The 21,412-nt window shown below is 44.3% G+C and carries 24 protein-coding genes and 1 pseudogene; 21 read left to right on the top strand and 4 right to left on the bottom strand.

Annotated elements, in window-relative coordinates:
• The first annotated feature begins 737 nt into the window (after positions 1–737).
• The 7 genes and pseudogenes from L5M18_RS11935 to L5M18_RS11905 all read left to right on the top strand — a co-directional run bounded on the left by L5M18_RS11935 (position 738) and on the right by L5M18_RS11905 (position 7,547).
• Entirely contained in the window at positions 738–2,048 is a 1,311-nt protein-coding gene (locus L5M18_RS11935; protein ID WP_263197073.1) for a sigma-54 dependent transcriptional regulator, read from the top strand.
• Between the two features lie 28 nt (positions 2,049–2,076).
• Positions 2,077–2,415 carry a flagellar hook-basal body complex protein FliE gene (fliE, locus tag L5M18_RS11930; RefSeq protein WP_113940834.1) on the top strand — a complete coding sequence of 113 codons (339 nt, stop codon included), beginning with the start codon at positions 2,077–2,079 and terminating at the stop codon, positions 2,413–2,415.
• A 12-nt stretch (positions 2,416–2,427) separates the two neighbouring features.
• Positions 2,428–4,104, top strand: a pseudogene (gene fliF, locus L5M18_RS11925) (flagellar basal-body MS-ring/collar protein FliF).
• 16 nt (positions 4,105–4,120) lie between these two features.
• Positions 4,121–5,107 carry a flagellar motor switch protein FliG gene (locus tag L5M18_RS11920; protein ID WP_049821660.1) on the top strand — a complete coding sequence of 329 codons (987 nt, stop codon included), beginning with the start codon at positions 4,121–4,123 and terminating at the stop codon, positions 5,105–5,107.
• Positions 5,107–5,817 (top strand): flagellar assembly protein FliH, encoded by a 711-nt coding sequence (fliH, locus tag L5M18_RS11915; protein WP_263197071.1) that lies wholly within the window; start codon positions 5,107–5,109, stop codon positions 5,815–5,817. The genes L5M18_RS11920 and fliH overlap by 1 nt, the downstream gene beginning before the upstream one ends.
• On the top strand, positions 5,795–7,144 hold the full coding sequence (locus L5M18_RS11910; protein WP_263197070.1) for a FliI/YscN family ATPase: 1,350 nt from the start codon (positions 5,795–5,797) through the stop codon (positions 7,142–7,144). Before fliH ends, L5M18_RS11910 begins: the two co-directional genes overlap by 23 nt.
• The gene (locus tag L5M18_RS11905) at positions 7,122–7,547 is read left to right on the top strand and encodes a hypothetical protein (RefSeq protein ID WP_263197069.1); all 426 of its coding nucleotides are present in this window, start codon (positions 7,122–7,124) and stop codon (positions 7,545–7,547) included. The genes L5M18_RS11910 and L5M18_RS11905 overlap by 23 nt, the downstream gene beginning before the upstream one ends.
• Before the next feature lie 85 nt (positions 7,548–7,632).
• Here the strand turns inward: L5M18_RS11905 and L5M18_RS11900 are convergent, their stop codons facing one another.
• The 3 genes from L5M18_RS11900 to flgA all read right to left on the bottom strand — a co-directional run bounded on the left by L5M18_RS11900 (position 7,633) and on the right by flgA (position 9,200).
• Positions 7,633–8,088, bottom strand: coding sequence for a flagellar protein FlgN (locus L5M18_RS11900; RefSeq protein WP_028761850.1), 456 nt, complete (start codon positions 8,086–8,088; stop codon positions 7,633–7,635).
• Positions 8,081–8,362, bottom strand: coding sequence for a flagellar biosynthesis anti-sigma factor FlgM (gene flgM / locus L5M18_RS11895; protein ID WP_113940828.1), 282 nt, complete (start codon positions 8,360–8,362; stop codon positions 8,081–8,083). Before flgM ends, L5M18_RS11900 begins: the two co-directional genes overlap by 8 nt.
• 100 nt (positions 8,363–8,462) lie before the next feature.
• Positions 8,463–9,200, bottom strand: a complete 738-nt coding sequence (gene flgA / locus L5M18_RS11890; RefSeq protein ID WP_173496197.1) for a flagellar basal body P-ring formation chaperone FlgA — start codon at positions 9,198–9,200, stop codon at positions 8,463–8,465.
• 96 nt (positions 9,201–9,296) lie between these two features.
• Here flgA and flgB point away from each other — a divergent pair, with 96 nt between their 5' ends.
• From flgB to L5M18_RS11820, 14 genes are all read left to right on the top strand, one after another.
• Complete coding sequence (gene flgB / locus L5M18_RS11885; protein WP_168825885.1) at positions 9,297–9,647, top strand: flagellar basal body rod protein FlgB; 351 nt, start codon at positions 9,297–9,299, stop codon at positions 9,645–9,647.
• 8 nt (positions 9,648–9,655) lie between these two features.
• Positions 9,656–10,072 carry a flagellar basal body rod protein FlgC gene (gene flgC / locus L5M18_RS11880; protein WP_113940825.1) on the top strand — a complete coding sequence of 139 codons (417 nt, stop codon included), beginning with the start codon at positions 9,656–9,658 and terminating at the stop codon, positions 10,070–10,072.
• A gap of 2 nt (positions 10,073–10,074) precedes the next feature.
• The gene (locus L5M18_RS11875) at positions 10,075–10,737 is read left to right on the top strand and encodes a flagellar hook assembly protein FlgD (RefSeq protein WP_263197067.1); all 663 of its coding nucleotides are present in this window, start codon (positions 10,075–10,077) and stop codon (positions 10,735–10,737) included.
• A gap of 22 nt (positions 10,738–10,759) precedes the next feature.
• On the top strand, positions 10,760–11,962 hold the full coding sequence (gene flgE, locus L5M18_RS11870) for a flagellar hook protein FlgE (RefSeq protein WP_113940823.1): 1,203 nt from the start codon (positions 10,760–10,762) through the stop codon (positions 11,960–11,962).
• A 14-nt stretch (positions 11,963–11,976) separates the two neighbouring features.
• Positions 11,977–12,711, top strand: a complete 735-nt coding sequence (locus L5M18_RS11865) for a flagellar basal body rod protein FlgF (protein ID WP_131523393.1) — start codon at positions 11,977–11,979, stop codon at positions 12,709–12,711.
• An 11-nt stretch (positions 12,712–12,722) separates the two neighbouring features.
• Positions 12,723–13,508, top strand: coding sequence for a flagellar basal-body rod protein FlgG (flgG, locus tag L5M18_RS11860; RefSeq protein WP_006083393.1), 786 nt, complete (start codon positions 12,723–12,725; stop codon positions 13,506–13,508).
• A gap of 10 nt (positions 13,509–13,518) precedes the next feature.
• Complete coding sequence (gene flgH / locus L5M18_RS11855) at positions 13,519–14,181, top strand: flagellar basal body L-ring protein FlgH (protein ID WP_113940821.1); 663 nt, start codon at positions 13,519–13,521, stop codon at positions 14,179–14,181.
• Between the two features lie 14 nt (positions 14,182–14,195).
• Complete coding sequence (locus tag L5M18_RS11850; protein WP_113940820.1) at positions 14,196–15,308, top strand: flagellar basal body P-ring protein FlgI; 1,113 nt, start codon at positions 14,196–14,198, stop codon at positions 15,306–15,308.
• Positions 15,308–15,715, top strand: coding sequence for a rod-binding protein (locus L5M18_RS11845; RefSeq protein ID WP_113940819.1), 408 nt, complete (start codon positions 15,308–15,310; stop codon positions 15,713–15,715). The genes L5M18_RS11850 and L5M18_RS11845 overlap by 1 nt, the downstream gene beginning before the upstream one ends.
• Entirely contained in the window at positions 15,712–17,085 is a 1,374-nt protein-coding gene (gene flgK / locus L5M18_RS11840) for a flagellar hook-associated protein FlgK (protein WP_263197065.1), read from the top strand. Before L5M18_RS11845 ends, flgK begins: the two co-directional genes overlap by 4 nt.
• Before the next feature lie 11 nt (positions 17,086–17,096).
• The gene (gene flgL / locus L5M18_RS11835; protein ID WP_263197064.1) at positions 17,097–18,014 is read left to right on the top strand and encodes a flagellar hook-associated protein FlgL; all 918 of its coding nucleotides are present in this window, start codon (positions 17,097–17,099) and stop codon (positions 18,012–18,014) included.
• A 12-nt stretch (positions 18,015–18,026) separates the two neighbouring features.
• Entirely contained in the window at positions 18,027–19,040 is a 1,014-nt protein-coding gene (locus tag L5M18_RS11830; protein ID WP_263197063.1) for a hypothetical protein, read from the top strand.
• Between the two features lie 144 nt (positions 19,041–19,184).
• A complete protein-coding gene (locus L5M18_RS11825) occupies positions 19,185–19,997 on the top strand; it encodes a flagellin (RefSeq protein WP_006083386.1) in 813 nt (270 codons plus the stop codon).
• A 216-nt stretch (positions 19,998–20,213) separates the two neighbouring features.
• On the top strand, positions 20,214–21,017 hold the full coding sequence (locus tag L5M18_RS11820; RefSeq protein WP_113940815.1) for a flagellin: 804 nt from the start codon (positions 20,214–20,216) through the stop codon (positions 21,015–21,017).
• A gap of 226 nt (positions 21,018–21,243) precedes the next feature.
• Here the strand turns inward: L5M18_RS11820 and L5M18_RS11815 are convergent.
• Positions 21,244–21,412: ATP-binding protein (locus L5M18_RS11815; RefSeq protein ID WP_263197103.1), on the bottom strand; the 169-nt coding region annotated here is incomplete at its 5' end.

The raw sequence follows: 21,412 nt of genomic DNA, 5'->3' as shown, positions 1-21,412 counted from the left end.
TGTGTAAGAAGATATTAATGCTTTAGGTTTTGCATTTTAGCGTCAATAAAAAGGCGGTTAGATATTATTTTGACATTTGTCGATATTTTGGCGGGCAATATTTATGTCAGCATTTACATATTGATTATTAATGATGACATTGTGTTGCAAATCTTTTTGTCTTTGATTTTCATTGTTTTTTTGTGCGCTATAGTTTGTGGTTTATTTAATATTAAACATTGGTGGTTAAATTTTGTCACTATTTTAAAAGTATCGATGGTGCATTTTTATCATTGTCATATATTATTTTACAAATATATTTGGTATAAGTCAGTCCTAAGTTATATGCATCACTTTTTTGCGGTTTTTCTTTTAGACCTTTCATGGTTGGTAGCAATTGATTCATATAATTCGGTGATACCTTAAACTTTGTTGCTGGTCACATTTCTTATCGATGATTGCACTGGAACACGTTTAAACCTTATTTAGTTGAGGGCATATCCTTAGCCATTGTCAATGTGGATACTCATTGTGTGTAGTTCTCTATCGCTGGCTTTGATATTACATGCGGAAATATATCTTCCGCATTTCGCTTCCGCATTTGTTTTTACTGTTCTTAATGGCTTGAGTTATTTATTGCTCATTCATCTAGATGGATAAGTAAGTAGTAATAGCTTTTATATACATTCAAGCACAGATACTTATAGGTCTAAATTAAGGTGTTATTTCATGTACTGTAAACGAGAGGGAGTTAGTGAGTGGGTGGCCTAAGTATACGGATTGAAGGGTTAAACATATCTGCGGAACTTGCATGCAAAATAACACAGGAGGATTTTTACCTGTGGAGTGATGCAATGGAATTACCTTGGCTCACTATCGTTAACTTGTCGGATTGTAGTCCTTGTGATGTGAAGTCTTATCTTGCCCGTTTTCCTGGCCGTAATATCGTCGCGTTACTCGCACCAGAGCAAGGTGAGTTGGCAGCCGCAGCAATGCGTGCTGGCGTACAGGATTATCTATTAATCCCCGTAGAAACTGAGCAGCTACTTGCCTCCATTCAGCGATTACACCGTTTAGAATTACCTGATTCTAGTTTGGTTGTCGCGGCTTCTGTTAGTCGACAATTGTTGATGTTGGCCCATCGCGCCGCAACTACTGAGGCCAGTGTTTTATTATTGGGTGAAAGTGGTACTGGTAAGGAACCGCTTGCTCGTTATATTCATCGTCACTCCTCCCGTTCACATAAGCCTTTCGTTGCGATTAACTGCGCTGCCATCCCTGAAAGTATTCTTGAGTCCGTTCTCTTTGGGCATGTCAAAGGTGCCTTCACTGGTGCCATTTGTGATAAGGCAGGAAAATTTGAGCAGGCCAATGGCGGTACTTTATTACTCGATGAAATTGGTGAAATGCCCTTGCCGTTACAGGCGAAGTTACTTCGGGTGCTACAGGAGCGTGAAGTCGAAAGACTTGGTGGCCAGCATGTTATACCACTGGATATCAGAGTCATTGCCTCTACCAATCGCGACTTAAGACAAGCCGTGGAGTTTGGACATTTTAGGGAGGACTTGTTCTATCGATTAGATGTTTTACCTCTGAAAATTAAGCCTTTAAGAGAACGAAAGGCTGACATCCTGCCTCTAGCTGAACATTTCTTAAATTTATATGGCCAATCTGATTGCTCAAGTCGCTGTTACTTCAGTGAGCACGCAAGACAAGTGCTCGTTAACTATGATTGGCCCGGAAATGTAAGAGAGCTAGAAAATTGTATTCAACGCGCATTAGTGATGCGTAGAGGTCAGGCGATTCAAGTTGCGGAACTCGGGTTAAACATTCAAGAAGAGATGCTTGAGTTGGAGCCTTTAGGCGCCTCAGATGGACTTAAAGCGTCAAAACAGCAGGCTGAGTTTCAATATATTATTGATGTACTTAAACGTTTTAATGGGCAACGCACATTAAGTGCAGAGGCGCTAGGGATGACGACTAGAGCCTTAAGATATCGCCTCGTACAAATGCGGGAAGCGGGTATTGATATTGAAATGTTATTAGAGCAAGCGGGTCGAGCAGCTTAGAGCAATCAAAAAGTAATAGGAATGGATTATGTCTAATGGAGCGATTGTTAGCTCAAATATGTTAATGGAAACCTTAAACATTCATCGTGAAGTGGCTAAAGGGGCGATCAACATCACTTCAAACCCTGCCGATAATGGTATGGCTTATGGGTCATTCACTGACTTGATTAAGAGTAAAGTTTCTGCCGTTAACCAAGATCAGAACCAATCCTCTATGGCGATGGCGGCTGTCGATAGTGGAAAAAGCGATGATCTCGTCGGTGCTATGGTGGCTTCGCAAAAAGCCAGTTTGTCATTTGCGACTATGCTCCAAATTCGTAATCGTCTTGTGCAAGCATTTGACGATGTAATGAAGATGCCTATTTAAGGAATTGTGTGAATGTCTACCACTTTTGTTCAATCAGGTCAGGATATTACCGGGACTGAATCTTCGTCAGGATTCATTGCTGGCATGACCCAAAAATGGCATCGTTTTAACCGTGGTGATCGTCAGGTTATCGCCTTAGCTTTACTTGCGGTGGTTGTCGCCAGTGTCATAGTGTTGATGTTATGGACTGCTACTGCAGGGTATCGACCTTTATATGGCAGCCAAGAAAATGTCGATACCTCTCAAGTGTTAAATGTCTTGGATGCAGAAGGCATTGATTATCGCCTCGAGGCTAATACTGGGGCAGTCCTCGTTGCAGAAGAGCAAGTCGGTAATGCGCGTATGCTTTTGGCCGCAAAAGGGGTAAAAGCGAAAGTACCTTCGGGTATGGAGGCACTCGACAATACCGCACTCGGCACGAGTCAATTTATGGAACAAGCTAAGTATCGCCATAGTTTAGAAGGTGAATTAGCTCGCACTATCATGTCGTTAAAGTCGGTCCGTGCCGCAAGAGTTCATTTGGCGATACCTAAACAAACTTTGTTTATCCGTCAGGAGCCTGAACTGCCGACGGCTTCCGTCATGCTGCAGCTAGATCCGAATACTCGACTCTCTGAAACACAAGTTGAGGCTATTGTTAATTTGGTTGCTGGCAGTGTGACTGGACTAACGGCCAGTAATATCAAAGTTGTCGATCAAGATGGTCGATATTTAAGTGAGAACATTTCAGGCAATCAAGACCTTAGCCAGTCTAGAAACAAGCAGTTACAGTACACGCGTGAACTTGAGAATAGCTTAGTGGCTAATGCCGCCTCTATGCTCGAGCCTGTGCTTGGTCAAGATAATTTCCAAGTGCGGGTGACTGCAAAAGTAAACTTCAATCAGGTGGAAGAAACTAAGGAGTCACTCGATCCGCAAAATGTCGTGACTCAAGAGCGTACGAGTGTCGATGATTCAAGTAATAGTATTGCCGCGGGAATTCCCGGAGCTTTAAGTAATAAGCCACCCCAAGCAGGCAAAGAGGCGACGAATGATAAGACCCGTAATTTGAAGCAGGAAGAAAGTCGTCAATATGACGTTGGTCGTTCTGTGCGTCATGTTCGTTATCAACAAATGCAGCTCGAAAACCTCTCAGTTTCAGTGCTTATTAATAGTGCTACGGGTCAAGGAGCATTTAATGAAGAGGCTCAACTGGTTAAGTTTGGCAATATGGTCAAGGATGCCATCGGCTTTTCGGCGGCGAGAGGTGACAGTTTTACCATCAATGCCTTTGAGTTTACCCCAACTGTTACAGCGGAATTTACGCCGTCACCTTGGTGGCAATCAGAAAATTACCAAGCTTATTTACGCTACATCATAGGCGGCATCCTTGGCTTTGGACTTATTTTGTTCGTATTAAGGCCGCTGGTTAAGCACTTGACCTGAACCGCTCAAATTACTGCGCCTAGAATTGAGCCCGTTGCATTAAGTGCCGCTTCCGCTGCTGCACTCGATGGGCATTCCGCCGAAACTTTACCAAATCAAGCACATCAGTTACCGAGTGCCGACTGGCTAGGCAGTCAAGGTTTACCCGAGCCCGGCTCACCTTTGACCGTTAAAATGGAGCATTTAGCCTTGCTCGCAAACAAAGAACCCGCGCGTGTTGCAGAAGTGATAGCTCATTGGATAGGCGATAAAGACGGTGAATAATTCAATCGAAATTAAGATGGACAATTACGCCCAAGCGGCCATGTTATTACTGAGTATGGGAGAAGAAGGTGCTGCCATGGTCATGGCGCATTTGGATCGTAACGATGTGCAACACTTAAGCCATAAAATGGCGCGGTTATCGAGTATTACCCAGCAAGAAGCCGAGGCAGTACTCAGCCGTTTTTTCCAACGCTATAAAGAACAATCGGGTATCGCCAGAGCCTCACGGTCCTATTTACAAAAGACACTCGATATCGCTTTGGGAGACAGAGTCTCTAAAAGTCTTATCGATAGTATTTATGGTGATGAGATTAAAGTGCTCGTTAAGCGTCTCGAATGGGTTGACCCCCAATTACTTGCCCGTGAAATCACCCATGAGCACTGCCAGTTGCAAGCGGTATTGTTGGGATTATTACCACCAGAAAGTGCCGCTAAAATCTTAAAAATGTTGCCTAGTGATAGCCAAGATGAGGTGCTCGTTCGTATTGCGCAACTTGGCGAATTAGACCGCAACGTTGTTGAGGAACTGCGGGAGCTGGTTGAGCGCTGCATGTTGATGGCAATGGAGAAAAGTCACACGCAAGTGGCGGGTGTCAAACAGGTTGCCGATATCCTCAATCGCTTCGAAGGCGACAGAGAACAGTTGATGGAAATGATCAAACTCCATGATAAGCAGATGGCGATTGATGTCACCGATAACATGTTTGACTTCATTATTCTTGGGCGACAAAAGCAAGAAACGTTGCAGACCTTATTAGGACAGGTACCTTCTGAAACCCTATCGTTAGCATTAAAAGGCATTGATTTTGAATTAAAAGATGCCTTGCTCAATGCCTTGCCTAAACGTATGTCGTCAGCGATTGAAACACAAATAGAAGCGTTAGGTGGTGTACCTGTTAGCCGAGCGAGTGGGGCGCGTAAAGAGATAATGGAACTGGCGAAGCAATTAATGCAAGAAGGTGAAATTGAATTGCAGCTATTTGAAGAACAGGTCGTTGTTTAATGGAAAACAAGCATTCTCGTTGGCGTCTAAATACCAATCTCGCTCGTCGTTATCGTTTTCCTGCATTACACGATGCGGTTGAATCAAATTCCGATGCGGGCAGTGATTTTCAAAGTTATCAACAAGCATTCGATGAGGGTTATGATGAAGGTGTTATTCAAGGTAAGAGTGCGGGTTATGAGGCTGGCATAGAAGAAGGACGCATTGCTGGACATGCAGCTGGTTTTCATCAAGGTCGGTTAGATGGGCAGTCAGCGGGTAGAGCATCCATCGATGAGCAGCTCAACAGTTTACTTGTACCGCTAGGTGCCTTGAGAGAACTACTCGAAGACGGCCATGCAAAGCAGGTACGTGAGCAGCAGAATTTGATCTTGGATTTAGTGCGCCGAGTGTCACAACAAGTGATCCGCTGCGAATTAACACTGCAGCCGCAACAAATCCTTAAGCTTGTTGAAGAAACCTTGAGTGCGTTGCCCGATGATCAAGCGGATGTCAAAATCCATTTAGAACCAAGTGCGGTTGTGAAATTAAAAGAGCTCTCGGAAGATAAAATCCGTGGCTGGAACCTCATCGCAGATAGCAGTATTTCTGCGGGCAGTTGTCGTATTGTAAGTGATAAATCCGATGCAGATGCTTCAGTCGAAACGCGACTCGATGCCTGCATGAAGCAGGTTGAAACCAAGTTGAATGAGGCTGAGATTGGAGTCTGATGTATTTCATGACGATTGGCCTCAGGTTCCAGTTGCAAGGGTTTATGGACGTCTCATTCGAGTCAATGGTTTGTTGCTTGAGGCCGTTGGCTGTCAGCTTGGCATGGGTGACCGTTGTCAGATTGAAGGGCGAAATGGGCGTTTAATTGAGGCAGAAGTTGTTGGTTTTCACCGTGACGTATTGTGCCTTATGCCGATTGAGCCTACACAGGGCTTGATGCCAGGCGCCAGAGTGCTACCTATTACGGATGAACAAACGATTGCTATCGGTGATGGATTGCTTGGTAGGGTGCTTGATGGGCTTGGACAGCCACTAGACTCACTGGGCGACCTCACTGACATTTCACAAGTTCCGCAATCCCATACGAGTTACAACCCTTTGCTGCGCCAGCCTATCCGTCAGCCGCTTGATGTGGGGATCCGTGCCATTAATAGTCTGTTGCCCATTGGCAGAGGTCAGCGACTTGGGCTCTTTGCGGGCTCGGGTGTGGGTAAGAGTGTGCTATTAGGCATGATGACTCGTTTTACTGAGGCCGATGTCGTGGTGGTTGGCCTGATTGGTGAGCGTGGTCGTGAAGTTAGAGAGTTTATTGAAGAAACACTCGGTGAAGAAGGGCGTAAACGGGCCGTGATTATCGCAGCTCCTGCGGATACCACACCGCTGATGCGATTACGTGCTATGCGGTTATCCCACTCCATTGCCTGTGCTTTTAGAGATCAAGGTAAGCAAGTGTTGCTATTAGTCGACTCATTGACTCGTTATGCTCAGGCACAGCGTGAAATCGCCCTTAGTCTAGGTGAGCCTCCTGCAACCAAAGGCTATCCGCCATCGGCATTTGCACAGTTACCTAGACTGGTTGAAATGGCAGGTAATGGTGAGCACCCAACGGGAACGCTAACCGCGTTTTATACCGTATTGGCCGAGGGTGATGATCAGCAGGACCCAGTTGCTGACGCAGCTAGAGCCATTTTAGATGGCCATATAGTGTTAAGTCGTAAATTGGCCGAGCAAGGACATTTTCCAGCGATTGATATTAATGCGTCAGTGAGTCGCTTAGCCATGCACATAGCGACCTCTAGCAGCATTGAACAGAGTCAGATCTTTAGACATCTTTTGAGCCGTTACAATGAGGTCAGAGACTTATTACCATTAGGTGGTTACCAAGCTGGCCAAGATCCTGAAATGGATCTTGCCGTGCGAGTGTATCCGGAGATGGCGCGATTTTTACGCCAGACCACACACAGTAAAGTCAATTTGGCTGAAAGTTTAGTGCAATTGGAACAGTTGATGGGAGTTATGGGATATGAGCCAGCGTCATCTCTCTAAGTTACGTGTTCAAGCTGAAAAGAAATTAGCGCAGCTAGGGCAAAAACGCGATGATTCCAGCCTAAGCGTCCAACTAAATCAACAACAACATCAAGCCTTAACCCAAATGATATTGACTTATCGTGGTGCGAAAGAGGGCTCAAATGTTTTGCTCTGGCAAAATTCCGCAAGTATGGCGCAAGTGTTAGAGCCTATGCGGGTGAAGTTAGCTCAAAAGGAGGTCTTTCTACAGCAGGAACAGCTGCGTATTGATCGCCTATGGCGTAAGCAATTAGGGCGTCAGCAGGGTTTGAAGTGGCTTGAAAAACAAACACATATACAAGAACAAGCACAAGTGGCGCGCCGTGAACAGGCTATTGTTGATGATATGGCGGGTTTCTATTACAAGAATAAAGGCCAATAGGCGCTGTGTCATTACAGCTGAGAGCCACCTTTTAAACTATGTCCCATTAGCGAGGGCTTTGGTAACTCTCAATAATTCAGTTTAATTAGCGTTTGGCACCGTAATCGATTTCATGGTGTTGGCCATCTTGATTCAGGATACGGTTAATCGTTTCTTGCTGTATTACGAGTAATCTGCCGTTGGTTTCATTGGCTGTTTGGCTATCTTTAACTAACAGCTGCAAGTTGTCCCATGACATTTTTATTTGCGGTCTTAGATGATCAGGTAGCGCCGTGATTAAGCGTCTCATGCCACTATTGTCACTATTAAAACCTAGTGTCGCGAGATTTTCGCTTCGCTGTTTGGCTCTCAAAGCTAACTTGTTACACAGCGCAGTTTGACGCTCGTTATGGGCTAAGAGCGCATCATTATCCCTGCGTTGCATTAATTCACGTTGGTGCTTAAGCATTGATTTTAATTGACTATATCCCTCAAGATCTTGACGAATATCGCGAATTAAACTTTGAACAAGTTCGCGCTTATTTACTTGACTATTATCCATGCTGTATCAATATCTTATCTGCAATTTTATCTAAGCTCAGCTCAAAGCTTCCATTACTTAAAGCCTGACGTATAGCAGCAACTTTATCTGTGTCAACGTCGGAGATGGTATGTAACTCTTTCTGGGTTTGTTCTAACAATTGCCAGTCGTGACTAATATCTTGTCGTGTTGGCGTTGATAGATTTTCTGATTCAACGGGCTTTCTGGGCGTATTAGCGCTCTTACTCGTGCTGAACTCAGTGCTCAAGGCACTGCTAATTTTATTAATTTCCATAGATGTTCATCGTCATAAATGGCTAGATATTAGATATAGGCGACCTAAATAGGATAAATCTAAAATAAATTTTTAAATTTATCCTAAGGTGGCTTAAATGTTAAAAACGGGTTTCAACTCTCCCCTTAGCTATGGGGTAAGCGGTAATGATTTTCCCTGAACTACTATTCCTCACTCTAATGGCATCACCTTGTTTACCCGCATCCATAGCAATCCCAATCATATTGGCATAAAAGGTGGCACTGACTGCTTCGATAATCACTTCATCCCCTATGCTCACGAGTTCTGGTGCACTTAAATTGCTTGCTCTTATGGGTTTGTTTTTGATTATTTTTCTGGCAACCGCTTGCCCTAAAATGTGTTTTTCATCAGTAATAATGTCTTGATCTGACGCAGTTAAGGGCAACATTTGCCATTGTAGATTTTCTGATGTGACAACTTCATCTCTCTTAAGCGTTTTGTTGGCAACAGGAATGTAGGCGCTGAGAGCAACCTTAGCTCGAACATAGAGTGACCAGCCTTCAGAGGCACAGCTTATTTTTCGTTGGATCCGACCGAATGGGAGCCCTTTAGCAGCCTCGACTTGGAGCGCCGTGCTACACGTTTTTAGCTTGGCTGTGCTGGAAGGAATGTGCAGTGTGATTTTTTTGCTGACTTTTTTGATCCCTTGCGATTGTTGCCACTTAGCTATCTCTGCGGCTACGGAGTTTGTCATTTGCTGAGATATTTGTTCTGTCGCCGTGATCTTCCCTTTCGCGTGCACATTGAGCGGAAGTAACCCTATGCTCAGTAAGAAAGTGAGGGAAAAGAACTTTCCGTATATCAATAGCGATTTCATTTAACCAACTGTTTTATATGAATAAGTATATTGGCATGCTAATTGTAAGCTGCTCGACCATCTAAATTAATTACGCATACAGTACTAGGAGTTGAGATGGCTATCAACCTTGATAAAGCATTAGGAATACATCCTCAGACACTCGATTTTAGAGTGGAGAGAAGCAAGGTATTAGCGAGTAATTTAATCAATGCCGAAACTCCGGGGTACAAAGCGAGGGATTTGGATTTCAAAGCGGCCATGAAGCAAGTTGAAGCAGGCATGCAGATGAATCAAGAGTACAACCTCGCTTATCGCATGCCTTATCAAAATTCTGCCGATGATAATACCGTGGAACTCGGTAAGGAACAGGCAAGATATTCACAGAATGCGATGGATTATCAAACGAGTTTGACATTTTTAAACATGAAAATAGCCGGTCTAAAGTCTGCTATTGAAGGTCGTTAGGAGCCTGTATGTCATTTGGCGATATTTATCAAATAGCGGGTGCTGGCATGAATGCTCAGACCATACGTTTAAATACGGTCGCGAGTAACTTAGCTAACGCTGGAACTGCCGCCGAAAACCCTGAGTCGGCTTATCGAGCATTAAAACCCGTATTTGCGACTATTTACGATGCGACTCAACAAGGTGCGATTGGTGCTTCGATTGAAGTGAGTGACATAGTCCAAGCGGATGCCCCATTGGATATGCGTTATGAGCCGAATCATCCCTTTGCCAATGAACAAGGCTATGTTGCTTACTCTAATGTGAACACGATTGAAGAAATGGCTGACATGATGGCGGCAAGTCGTTCATTTGAAACCAGTGTTGAAATAATGAATCGTGCGCGTTCTATGCAGCAAGGTTTATTGCAACTAGGGAATAAATAGCAATGGAATTGGCTCGCTCTGGTAACAACTCGATTCAGAATCCTGCAGGTGCATTAGCGGTACCAGGGAATGATGCTGCGTCATTAAAGAATGAATTTATGACCTTAATGATCGCGCAAATCAAGAATCAAGATCCCACTAAACCGCTTAACAGTGCTGAGTATATCTCTCAATTAGCGCAGTTTTCGCAGGTCGAAAGCTTAGAGGGAATGCGGAAGAATCAATCAAGCCAAATGGTCATGATGGAAAATTTGGGCATAGTACAGTCGGCATCTTTGATTGGTAAGAATGCCATGGTGCCTGTGTCTGAGTTTCAGCTCGATGGTGAAGCGGTTGAAGGCAAAGTGTATTTAGAGAATGCAGCTGAAGGCTTAGATCTTGAAATTATCGATGCACAAGGTCAGGTCGTTAGCACTATTCAACTCGGTGCTCAGGATGTTGGTGATGTTCGGTTCTCTATCGATCCTGCTGAGCTGGGGTTGTCTGCAGGCCAATATGAAATCAAAGCTAAGGCGACACTAGGTGAAAATAGTTTAGTTGCGCCAACGTATATTAAGGCACCGATCGAGAGAATCCATTTCTCCAGTGCATCCGGCATGATGATGGCTGAAATGGGCCATGGTGTTGGGGTTGTTTCTGTGCTCAATATTTCTGAAGTTTCGTAAATTATTTTTATAGGATATTAAGATGTCATTTAACATAGCTTTAAGTGGTTTACAGGCGACGACTCAAGATCTCAACACTATCAGTAATAACATTGCTAACGCATCGACGAGTGGGTTTCGCGGTGGCCGTAGTGAATTTGCATCAATTTATAATGGTGGTCAGGCGGGTGGCGTTGGCGTGATGTCAACGAGCCAAAACTTCTCTAAAGGTGGCAGCTTAACTTATACCGGTCGTCAGCTTGATATGGGGATCCAAGGCGAAGGATTTTTTGTTCTCAAGGGGAATGATGGCGGCGCCATGTATGCTAGAGCAGGGATGTTCCATAAGGACAATCAAGGCTTTATAACCGATCCAGTCGGTAATCGTTTACAGGGATATTCTGTGAATGCGACGGGAAGATTACAAACCGGTAATGCGGGTGACTTACAGGTACAAACGGCTTCTTTAGCGGCTAAAGCCACAACGAATGTCAGCATGGTTTCAAATCTCGATGCGAGAGTCGATGTTATTCCCCCAGCTGTCCCAGCCGTGCCATTTGATCCTAAAAATATTGATAGTTATCACTCTATTGGTACCACCAGTGTCTACGACTCTTTGGGTACTGAGCATGTGGTGACTCAGTATTATGTAAAAACAGCGCCGAATGAGTGGACTGTTAATTACACTCTGGATGGGACTCTTCTGCCAGACCAAACAACATTAAAATTTGATTCAAAAGGCATTTTAGATCCAACTACAACAAAGGATACCTTCGACCTTACATTGGGTAATGGGGCATCACCGCTTAAATTTGATATCAACTTCGATAAAAGCACTCAGTATGCCGCCAAATACAACAACTCGAGTTTATCTCAAGACGGTTACACCTCGGGTGAATTGAAAGGTGTGCGTCTGGATGACAATGGCATGTTGTATGGCACTTATACTAACGGCCAAGATCAATTACAAGGTCAGGTCGTCCTCGCAAACTTTAGTAATCCCAACGGTTTATCGGCCGTGAGTAACAATGCTTGGGTGGCTACAAATACCGCTGGGCAAGCGATTATGGGGGCGCCATCTACAGGCACTATGGGCACTGTAACGGGGGGGTATTTAGAGGGCTCGAATGTGGATACCACTGCTGAAATGGTTAACCTCATGTCGGCTCAGCGTAACTATCAGTCCAACGCCAAAGTTCTTGATGTGAACTCGACTATGCAACAAGCATTACTTAATGCCATTTAAGAAGAGACACTGACATGGAGAAGATGCTTTATACCGCCGCCAGTGGTGCAGTTCGTATTCTTGAGGCGCAAAGTATTCGCGCGAATAACTTGGCTAACGCTGAAACTGCAGGATTTAAAGCCGACCTTGAGCGCGTTAATGCCGTGCCTTTAGCTGTTCAAGGTAATAGTTTGAACACAAGGGTTATGGCACAGACTGAGAGTAGTGGTTTTAGCCAGCAAAGTGGGGTGATCAATCCTACGGGCCGTTCATTGGATTTAGCGATCCGCGATCGTGGCTTGTTCAGTGTGGCTGTTGACGGTGTTGAAGCATACACCCGTTCAGGTGCAATTGAGACCAATGCCGAGGGGCAACTGACTATCGATGGCCGACCTGTATTAGGCGTTGATGGGCCGATAGCGTTGCCTGAGCATAAAGATGTCTTTGTGGGTGAAGACGGCACAGTCAGTGTTTTACCCTCTGAAGGCGGGATCATTGAGGAAGTGGGCCGATTAAAGCTAGTGAATCCTGACTTTGCCTTAATGCAAAAGGGGCAAGATGGGTTGCTCTATCGTCGTGATGGCCAAGCAGTGCCACAAGATGAAGGTGTGTTAGTGGATAGTGGCTTCCTTGAGTCGAGTAACGTGCAGGCCGTGTCAGAGCTTATTGCATCTATGGATTTGAGTCGTCAATTTGAGATTCAAGTTAAGTTAATGAAAAGTGCAGAAAAGCTGGCCGAGGCTGGTAATCGTCTGCTGGGCAATGTTTAAGGATTATTGGTATGCAATCAGCGTTATGGGTAAGTAAAACCGGCCTAACAGCACAAGATACGAAAATGACTGCGATTGCCAACAACTTGGCAAACGTGAATACCACAGGTTTTAAGCGTGACCGTGTTGCGTTTAATGATCTGTTTTATCAGGTTCAACGTCAGCCAGGTGGACAGGTTGATGCACTGAATAATCTGCCATCGGGTCTGCAATTAGGTGCAGGAACGAGAGTCGTTGGTACTCAAAAAATATTCACTACTGGGGATATGCAAAATACCAGTCAGCAGTTGGATTTAGCGATCGAAGGTCATGGTTTTTTCCAAGTAGAAGAGCCAAATGGCGATCTTGCTTATACCCGTGACGGTCAGTTTTATCGCAGTAGTGAAGGCATGATGGTCACGTCACAAGGTTTACCTTTAGTGCCTAATATCGTGATCCCTGAAGATGCGCTAACCGTTACCATTGCTAACGATGGTGTTGTCACAGCGAAAATGGCGGGTGAAGCTGAACCTCAAGATTTAGGTCAAATCACGCTTGTTAACTTTACTAATCCAGCAGGGTTAGAAGCTCGAGGTGACAACCTTTACCGTGAAACTGCTGCATCGGGTGTGGCGGTTGAAGGTGTGGCGGGTGATCAAGCTTTAGGTGCTTTAAGACAGGGTGCGCTAGAGGGCGCAAACGTCAACGTGGTGGAGGAAATGGTCGAAATGATTTCCACGCAGAGAGCATATGAGATGAATGCCAAAGTTGTGTCAGCCTCAGACGATATGCTCAAGTTCCTCAATCAATCGGTTTAGAGAGGCAATCATGCGTTGGTTATGGTTTTTATGGTTTGCACTGTTATCGGGTTGTATGTCGCATATTCCAGATAAGGAGACTAAACCTGGCACTAAAGAGTGGGCACCGCCTGAGATTGACTACAGCCTGCCAGATGCAAAGGATGGCAGTCTTTATCGTCCCGGTTTCATGTTGACACTTTTTAAGGATAAACGTGCTTTCCGTGAGGGCGATATTTTAACCGTCGCGTTAGATGAAAAAACCTATTCGAGTAAGAAAGCGGATACCAAGACCAACAAAGAACAAGATATGGGTATGGGACTTGCGGGCAATATTGGTGATAAAACGGCCAATGCTGACGGTAAAACCTCTTTTTCGAGAGGGTTTAATGGTGCAGGCTCAAGTACACAGCAAAACCAGTTATCAGGTTCAATCACTGTAACTGTTTCTAAGGTTTTACCTAATGGTACCTTGTTGATACGTGGTGAAAAATGGCTGCGATTGAATCAGGGCGATGAGTATTTACGCTTACTTGGCATTATACGTGCTGATGATATAGGTAATGACAATACGATATCGTCGCAACGTATTGCCGATGCCCGAATTATCTATGGTGGTCAAGGTGCCATTGCCGACAGTAATGCTATGGGATGGGCTTCTCGCTATTTCAATAGTCCATGGTTCCCGCTCTAGCAAAGGATATTTTGATGCTACGTTGTTTATTATTGTTACTTTTGGCTACTGGTACACTGCAAGCGGAAGAGCAAAGCCGCTACTTGATGGATATTGTCGATGTGCAAGGTCTGCGTGATAACCAACTCGTGGGTTATGGCTTAGTCGTCGGGTTAAATGGGACGGGTGATCGCTCTCAAGTTAAATTTACCAGTCAATCTGTCGTTAATATGCTTAAGCAGTTTGGTGTACAGATTGATGATAAAACCGATCCTAAGTTAAAGAACGTCGCCGCCGTTGCTGTGCATGCGACTATTACTTCTCTGGCGAGCCCAGGACAATCCTTAGATGTGACGGTTTCATCCCTTGGTGATGCAAAAAGTCTTCAGGGCGGAACCTTATTAATGACGCCTCTTAGGGCTGTCGATGGTGAGGTTTACGCGGTAGCGCAGGGCAACTTAGTGGTTGGCGGTATTTCTGCCGCCGGTCGTAATGGATCATCTGTGACTGTGAATGTGCCAACTGTTGGCACTATCCCCAATGGTGCCTTACTTGAGGCACCAATCAAAAGTAACTTTAGTGATAATGAAGACATCATATTAAACCTTAAGGATCCCAACTTTAAAACCGCCCGAAATATCGAACGGGCTGTGAATGAACTATTTGGACCCGATGTTGCACGTGCGCAAGATCATGCCAAGGTTCTGATACACGCGCCTAAGTCGAATCGAGAGCGTGTGACTTTTATGTCAATGCTTGAAGAACTCAAGATTGACCAAGGCCGACGTTCACCTCGAATCGTGTTTAATAGTCGTACGGGCACTGTGGTATTAGGGGGAGATGTTGTGGTTCGTAAAGCCGCTGTGAGCCATGGCAATCTGACCGTGACTATTGTTGAACGGGAAAACGTGAGTCAGCCTAATGGCGCTTATCTTGGTAATGCCGCAGGGGAAACCGTGGTGACTAATGATAGCCAAGTATTGGTCGAGCAAGGTAACAAACGTATGTTTGTTTGGCCCGAGGGCACAGCAATTGAAGAAATCGTGCGTGCCGTAAATAGCTTAGGTGCGACACCAATGGACTTGATGGCAATTCTAGAAGCTTTGGCGGAAGCGGGCTCTTTAGAAGCTGATTTGGTGGTGATTTAATGAAAGTTGAAAATACGGGCGGTTACTTAAATAAGCTGAATGCTGATGATTTGATTAAGGCGAATGGCGAGCAAGGTGCACTTAAATTAGTCAGTCAACAATTTGAGGCGCAGTTCCTGCAAACGGTACTTAAGCAAATGCGCTCAGCCACCGACGCTATGGCCGATGAAGATAATCCTTTAACCTCCAAAAGCAATAATGGCCTTTATCAAGATTTACATGATGCGGAATTGGCAAGTCGTTTAAGCCAAGTCAATGGTATGGGCTTGGCTGACGTGATGACTAAGCAGCTATCACGTTCATTTCAGTCTGAGAAAGATCCGGTCGCCTTTGATCCTCAACAGATGACAACAACAGCGATGCAGCCTGCACTTATTATGCGGCCCGTTGTGAAGGATTTTAAATGAGCATGTTGAACATTGGTAAGTCTGGCTTATTGGCAAGCATGGCCGCATTGAATGCAACCTCAAATAACGTTGCTAATGCTATGGTTGCAGGCTATTCACGTCAGCAGGTGATGTTAAGTTCGGTTGGTGGCGGTGCTTATGGCTCCGGCGCGGGCGTGTTTGTTGATGGTGTTAGACGGATCTCTGATCAATACGAAGTCGCGCAGTTATGGCAAACAACGAGTGCTGTTGGTTTTTCTAAAGTGCAAAGTAGTTATTTGCGTCAGGCTGAACAAGTATTTGGTGCCGAAGGGAATAATATCTCAAAAGGCCTAGATCAATTATTCGCCGCCCTTAATTCATCTATGGAACAACCTAATCTCATTGCCTATCGACAAGGTGTACTTAATGAGGCTAAGGCCGTTGCCCAAAGAGTGAATGCAATCAACGACAATATTGATTCGCAACGTAATCAGATCAATGGACAGCTTGGTTCATCCGTAAAAGAGATCAACTCACAACTAAATATTATTGCCAGTTTCAACCGCGACATTCAGGCGGCGAGTGTGACAGGAACGATTCCCCCTGCACTGCAAGATAGTCGAGATGCTGCGATTGATGACTTAGCTGCAATTTTAGATATTCGGGTTGTTGAAGATAGCCAAGGCATGGTCAATATCTCGCTGGCACGAGGTGAGCCGCTATTGACGGGAAATACTGCCGCTAAGTTAACGAGTAATCCCGAACCCACCAATCCTAAGAACGATTTGGTGACTATCCAATTTGGTGCTAGCCAGTTTAATGTTGATGAAACCGCTGGTGGCAGTTTAGGTGCCTTGCTTACGTACCGTGATATGCAGCTTGCGGATTCGCAACAGTACATAGATGAATTAGCGGTAATGTTAGCGACCGAGTTTAATTCTATTCTTGCTTCTGGCACTGACTTAAATGGTGCGACACCGTCACAGGATTTATTTACTTATCAAGCTAATAACCCAGGAGGAAGCTTATCTCTAACGGCCGGTTTTACGCCTGATAAACTTGCCTTTGGTAAAGATGGCACCCAAGGCGATAACGCAAATTTAAAAGCTTTAGTACAGCTAGCGAATAAAGAGCTGAGTTTTACTAGCCTTGGCAGTAATACAAGCTTAGCTGAATCCTTTTCCAGCAAGGTTGGCCAGTTAGGTTCTGCTTCTCGCCAAGCGATTTCATTTGCTAAAACCAGTGTAGATTTGCAAAAAGATGCGCAGTCCCAATGGGCGAGTACCAGTGGTGTAAATCCCGATGAAGAAGGGATTAATTTGATCATCTATCAGCAGTCATATATGGCAAATGCGAAGGTGATTTCCACCGCAGATCAACTGTTTCAAACTATGCTTAGTAGCTTTTAAGGACTTTATTCATGCGTGTAACAATGCAAAATTTATACACTAACAATTTAAACAGTTTGCAGAACACGACCTATGATGTGGCACGTTTGAATCAAATGCTCTCTAAAGGTGTTTCAATACTATCGCCTTCGGATGATCCTATTGGTGTTGTTCGGGTAATGGATAACCAACGCGATTTAGCACTAGTACAGCAATACATTAAAAATATCGATTCCTTAAGTACCAATATGAGCCGATCTGAAACCTATTTATCGAGTATGGTTGAGACGCAGCAGCGGATGAAGGAAATCAGTATCGCCACTAATAGCTCAAATCTCTCGAAAGAAGATAGAGCATCCTATGCTTCTGAAATGGAAGAACTCTTAAAGGGGTTAGTGGATAATATTAACGCCACTGATGAGTCGGGTAATTACCTGTTTTCGGGTAACGCGATTGAGAAAGCTGCGGTAGTTAAGGATGCGGCTGGGCGATACGTCTATCAAGGTGATACTAGCGAGAGAACGGTACAAACGTCTAGCTCTTCATGGACTACGGCTAATGTCACCGCCGAAAAAGTTTTATTCTCCAATGCTGGTCAAGATATTTTGAATCAAGCAATGGACTATATTAACGTATTAAATGATCCAAGCTTATCACCAAGCGATCCTGCTTTTAGTGCGGCCGCGAGTGGAATACAAACAGCGTTAAGTGAAACCTTAGATAGCATAGGTGCAGCTATTACCGATTTCGGTGGCAAGCAAAATAATCTCGCGTTAGTTAAAAGCTCCCATGAAGAAATGGTGTTGTTTAGTAAACAAGTGATAGGTGAAACGCAGGAGCTCGATTATGCCGCTGCCACTGCCGAGTTCAATGTCAAATTAACCGCATTAAAAATTACCCAGCAAACTTTTGTACAGATAAGCCAGCTGTCCCTTTTCAATCATATGTAGGTAATGAGTTAAATGATCAAAGGGATAGGTGAGTCACTTAGTCAGTTACGTCAAAGTCAGACGGTAACGTCTCATTATGTTGCTCCGATATCAGGTGCGCCCCGCAGTGCACCGAAAGCGAGGCCCATACCTAAGCATAGATTGGAAGCCTATGGACGTTGGGCCAAGGTGACTCAAGAGCAACATAATATTAGTGCATCGCAAGTGGTGTTACAGAGCTTGATTTCAGCCAAAAGTATCCTAGGTCAACTAAACAAACAGCTACAAACCTGCTTGTTCAGTAAAAACACAGTTGTTGAAGGTGCATTACATAAAGCGGAAGAGTGTCGAAGACAATTAATCGAGATTAGGCCTTATTACCAAGGAAAGCGTTTACTCGATCATCATTTGAATTTGATTTCAGCATCCCAGCCTGCGGCATTGCATTTTTTTAGGTTCCGACGAGTCGATCTCACATCACCTAAGAACCGCGATGAGCGGATTACGCTTTTTACAGAGAAGCAAACATTGCATTTGCTTTTGCCTGCCAATAAAAATCGCTTAGAGCTACAAGATATCATAGAGCCTGTTTTAGCTTCGATTGGGATAAGTATCGACCGCTTATCGACCAATGACACAGTGTTTACAGCACCGCATGAGACTTGGATGAAGCTCAATGGGGGGATTTTAATGGTCGGCGAAGGGCAAAGGTTGCCCGCGGGTGAGCCGAGGAATATACCATTAGAAGAGAAATTTAGTTGGCAGGATCCCCGTGAATGGAATTTTACGGATACTGAAAAGTTAAAAATGACATTGGCTAAAGTGTCAAAGGTAGATAAAAAAGTCACAGTGCAAATTGATGATATTAAAGCATCCCACCGTTTACTACTGGTGAAGGTTAAGCAATTGACCGCATCTAGTCAGCCCAAATTTGAACTCCAGCATTTGCATAAATTTATGCAACCCTATCCTTTTGCCTATCAAGTAACATCTTTGATGGCGCAGGGAAATACGAACCGCGAACAGGTTAGCGCTCTGCTGCTCTAATTTTTGAAGCGAACCCTAAGTGTGATTATTTAATTTTTGAAAATAAGCTATTTGGCTTCAGTGATGAGCTTTTCATGTCGCCTTAATTAGTTATGCCTGGATTCAGGCCTAACCAAAACAATCGTTATTTTCTGGAGAACTACTATGTTAGGTGTTCATACTAATTACGCTTCAATCGTTGCGCAGGGTGCTGTAAATAAAAGCAATAACCTTTTAACTAATGCTATGGAGCGTTTGTCGACGGGTTTACGTATTAATAGTGCATCTGATGATGCTGCTGGTCTGCAAATTGCTAACCGCATGAGCGCTAACGTAAAAGGTATGGAAACGGCTTCACGCAATATTTCTGATGCGACCTCTATGCTGCAAACCGCTGATGGTGCGTTAGAAGAATTAACGACCATTGCTAATCGCCAGAAAGAATTGGCTACTCAAGCCTCTAACGGCGTTAACTCTGCGGCTGATTTAACGGCATTAAATGATGAGTTCACGCAATTGAACGCCGAAATAACGCGTATTGTAGAAAATACCACTTATGCCGGTAATAAATTATTCGATACTGGTGTATTGACCTCTGGTACGGGCGTGAAATTTCAAATTGGCGCCGGAACAACGGAAACAATGGATGTTAAATTAGGCGCAATTCCTAAAACTGTCGCAGGTACTTTAACAGGTGGTACCGCCAATGCTGCGATTGCCCTTGTGGATACCTTCTTAGCCGCTGTGGGTACTGAGCGTTCTACCTTAGGTGCCAACATTAACCGTCTTGGCCATACTGCCGCTAACTTAGCGAGCGTTACCGAAAACACTAAAGCCGCTGCAGGCCGTATTATGGATGCCGACTTTGCGGTTGAATCTGCCAATATGACCCGCAATCAATTATTAGTTCAAGCAGGTACAACGGTACTGTCTTCAGCTAACCAAAATACGGGTTTAGTGATGGGCTTACTGCGCTAATGTTATTCAGTTAGTCAGTGTTAGTTTTAATGCCAGTAAGCTTAGCTTGCTGGCATTTTTTTATGGTGTGCATGCCATTTCAGTCTAGTTTTTACAGTGCTATACACTCTATTTTTTAAATATCGATTTTAGTTGTGGGCTTGTGTAGTCGCTTTAGTTAGTTATGCCTGAACTCAGGTCTAACCCAAATGCTCGTTATTTAATGGAGAACTACATATGTTAGGTGTTCACACTAATTACGCTTCAATTGTTGCTCAAGGTGCTGTTAACAAAAGCAATAACCTATTGACTAATGCAATGGAGCGTTTATCGACAGGTTTACGTATCAATAGCGCATCTGATGATGCTGCTGGTTTGCAAATTGCTAACCGCATGAGCGCTAACGTTAAAGGTATGGAAACCGCTTCACGTAATATTTCTGATGCGACCTCTATGCTACAAACTGCTGATGGTGCGTTAGAAGAATTAACGACCATTGCTAATCGCCAGAAAGAACTCGCCACTCAAGCGGCAAACGGTGTTAACTCTGCTGATGATTTAACGGCTCTGAATGATGAGTTTACTCAATTAAACACCGAAATTACCCGTATTCTCGATAATACAACTTATGCCGGTAATAACTTATTCACCAAGTTGGAGGCTGGTGTTACCTTCCAAATTGGTGCCGGAACGGGTGAAAAATTGGTTGTTACAACAACAGCCATAGATGATGCTGCGCTGGCGGCTGGTGATTTAACTACTGGCGCGAATGCGGCAATTGCCCTTGTTGATACTTTCATCGCAGCAGTCGGTACAGAACGTTCTACACTAGGCGCCAACATTAACCGTCTTGGACATACTGCAGCTAACCTTGCCAGTGTGACTGAAAATACCAAAGCTGCCGCTGGACGTATTATGGATGCCGATTTCGCGGTTGAATCTGCCAATATGACCCGCAATCAATTATTAGTTCAAGCGGGTACAACGGTACTGTCTTCTGCTAACCAAAATACAGGTTTAGTGATGGGGCTACTGCGTTAATTACGCCGAGTTGAGTTAGTTTTAAGTGCCAGTAAGCTTAGCTTGCTGGCATTTTTTATGGCGTTTTGTGGATGCCATTTAAGTCTGTTTTTATAGAGGTGATCCCATCTATTTTTAAATAAGTTTTAGTTTTGCGCTGTTGCTGTTGGCTAATAACATCATTTCGATCAGTCAATAACATCATGCCGATCACGATTTTTCTTCCCGCATTTACAACATCTTTGTTTTACTCTGCTTGATCGGCATGCGTCAAGTTTGTGCCCTGTTTTCGCATCGATTCACCCGTTAACGTCACTCTCACAGCACGATGGATCAGCCTGTCTAAGATGGCTTCGGCAAAAGTTGCTTCACCTATCATGGCGTACCATTTATCCACTGGCAGCTGGCTCGCTACC

Origin of the sequence: Shewanella sp. SM20 (genome assembly GCF_025654545.1) — a bacterium.
In the GTDB taxonomy this organism is placed as follows: domain Bacteria; phylum Pseudomonadota; class Gammaproteobacteria; order Enterobacterales; family Shewanellaceae; genus Shewanella; species Shewanella oncorhynchi.
Note: the sequence above shows the minus strand (reverse complement) of the source record. Positions and strands in the feature narration are given on the sequence as shown.

Excerpts from the sequence above, each read along its gene's own strand:
- fliE (WP_113940834.1), top strand. The coding sequence starts at position 2,077 with ATGTCTAATGGAGCGATTGTTAGCTCAAATATGTTAATGGAAACCTTA.
- L5M18_RS11920 (WP_049821660.1), top strand. The coding sequence starts at position 4,121 with ATGGACAATTACGCCCAAGCGGCCATGTTATTACTGAGTATGGGAGAA.
- fliH (WP_263197071.1), top strand. The coding sequence starts at position 5,107 with ATGGAAAACAAGCATTCTCGTTGGCGTCTAAATACCAATCTCGCTCGT.
- L5M18_RS11910 (WP_263197070.1), top strand. The coding sequence starts at position 5,795 with ATGAGGCTGAGATTGGAGTCTGATGTATTTCATGACGATTGGCCTCAG.
- L5M18_RS11905 (WP_263197069.1), top strand. The coding sequence starts at position 7,122 with ATGAGCCAGCGTCATCTCTCTAAGTTACGTGTTCAAGCTGAAAAGAAA.
- L5M18_RS11900 (WP_028761850.1), bottom strand. The coding sequence starts at position 8,088 with ATGGATAATAGTCAAGTAAATAAGCGCGAACTTGTTCAAAGTTTAATT.
- flgM (WP_113940828.1), bottom strand. The coding sequence starts at position 8,362 with ATGGAAATTAATAAAATTAGCAGTGCCTTGAGCACTGAGTTCAGCACG.
- flgA (WP_173496197.1), bottom strand. The coding sequence starts at position 9,200 with ATGAAATCGCTATTGATATACGGAAAGTTCTTTTCCCTCACTTTCTTA.
- flgB (WP_168825885.1), top strand. The coding sequence starts at position 9,297 with ATGGCTATCAACCTTGATAAAGCATTAGGAATACATCCTCAGACACTC.
- flgC (WP_113940825.1), top strand. The coding sequence starts at position 9,656 with ATGTCATTTGGCGATATTTATCAAATAGCGGGTGCTGGCATGAATGCT.
- L5M18_RS11875 (WP_263197067.1), top strand. The coding sequence starts at position 10,075 with ATGGAATTGGCTCGCTCTGGTAACAACTCGATTCAGAATCCTGCAGGT.
- flgE (WP_113940823.1), top strand. The coding sequence starts at position 10,760 with ATGTCATTTAACATAGCTTTAAGTGGTTTACAGGCGACGACTCAAGAT.
- L5M18_RS11865 (WP_131523393.1), top strand. The coding sequence starts at position 11,977 with ATGGAGAAGATGCTTTATACCGCCGCCAGTGGTGCAGTTCGTATTCTT.
- flgG (WP_006083393.1), top strand. The coding sequence starts at position 12,723 with ATGCAATCAGCGTTATGGGTAAGTAAAACCGGCCTAACAGCACAAGAT.
- flgH (WP_113940821.1), top strand. The coding sequence starts at position 13,519 with ATGCGTTGGTTATGGTTTTTATGGTTTGCACTGTTATCGGGTTGTATG.
- L5M18_RS11850 (WP_113940820.1), top strand. The coding sequence starts at position 14,196 with ATGCTACGTTGTTTATTATTGTTACTTTTGGCTACTGGTACACTGCAA.
- L5M18_RS11845 (WP_113940819.1), top strand. The coding sequence starts at position 15,308 with ATGAAAGTTGAAAATACGGGCGGTTACTTAAATAAGCTGAATGCTGAT.
- flgK (WP_263197065.1), top strand. The coding sequence starts at position 15,712 with ATGAGCATGTTGAACATTGGTAAGTCTGGCTTATTGGCAAGCATGGCC.
- flgL (WP_263197064.1), top strand. The coding sequence starts at position 17,097 with ATGCGTGTAACAATGCAAAATTTATACACTAACAATTTAAACAGTTTG.
- L5M18_RS11830 (WP_263197063.1), top strand. The coding sequence starts at position 18,027 with ATGATCAAAGGGATAGGTGAGTCACTTAGTCAGTTACGTCAAAGTCAG.
- L5M18_RS11825 (WP_006083386.1), top strand. The coding sequence starts at position 19,185 with ATGTTAGGTGTTCATACTAATTACGCTTCAATCGTTGCGCAGGGTGCT.
- L5M18_RS11820 (WP_113940815.1), top strand. The coding sequence starts at position 20,214 with ATGTTAGGTGTTCACACTAATTACGCTTCAATTGTTGCTCAAGGTGCT.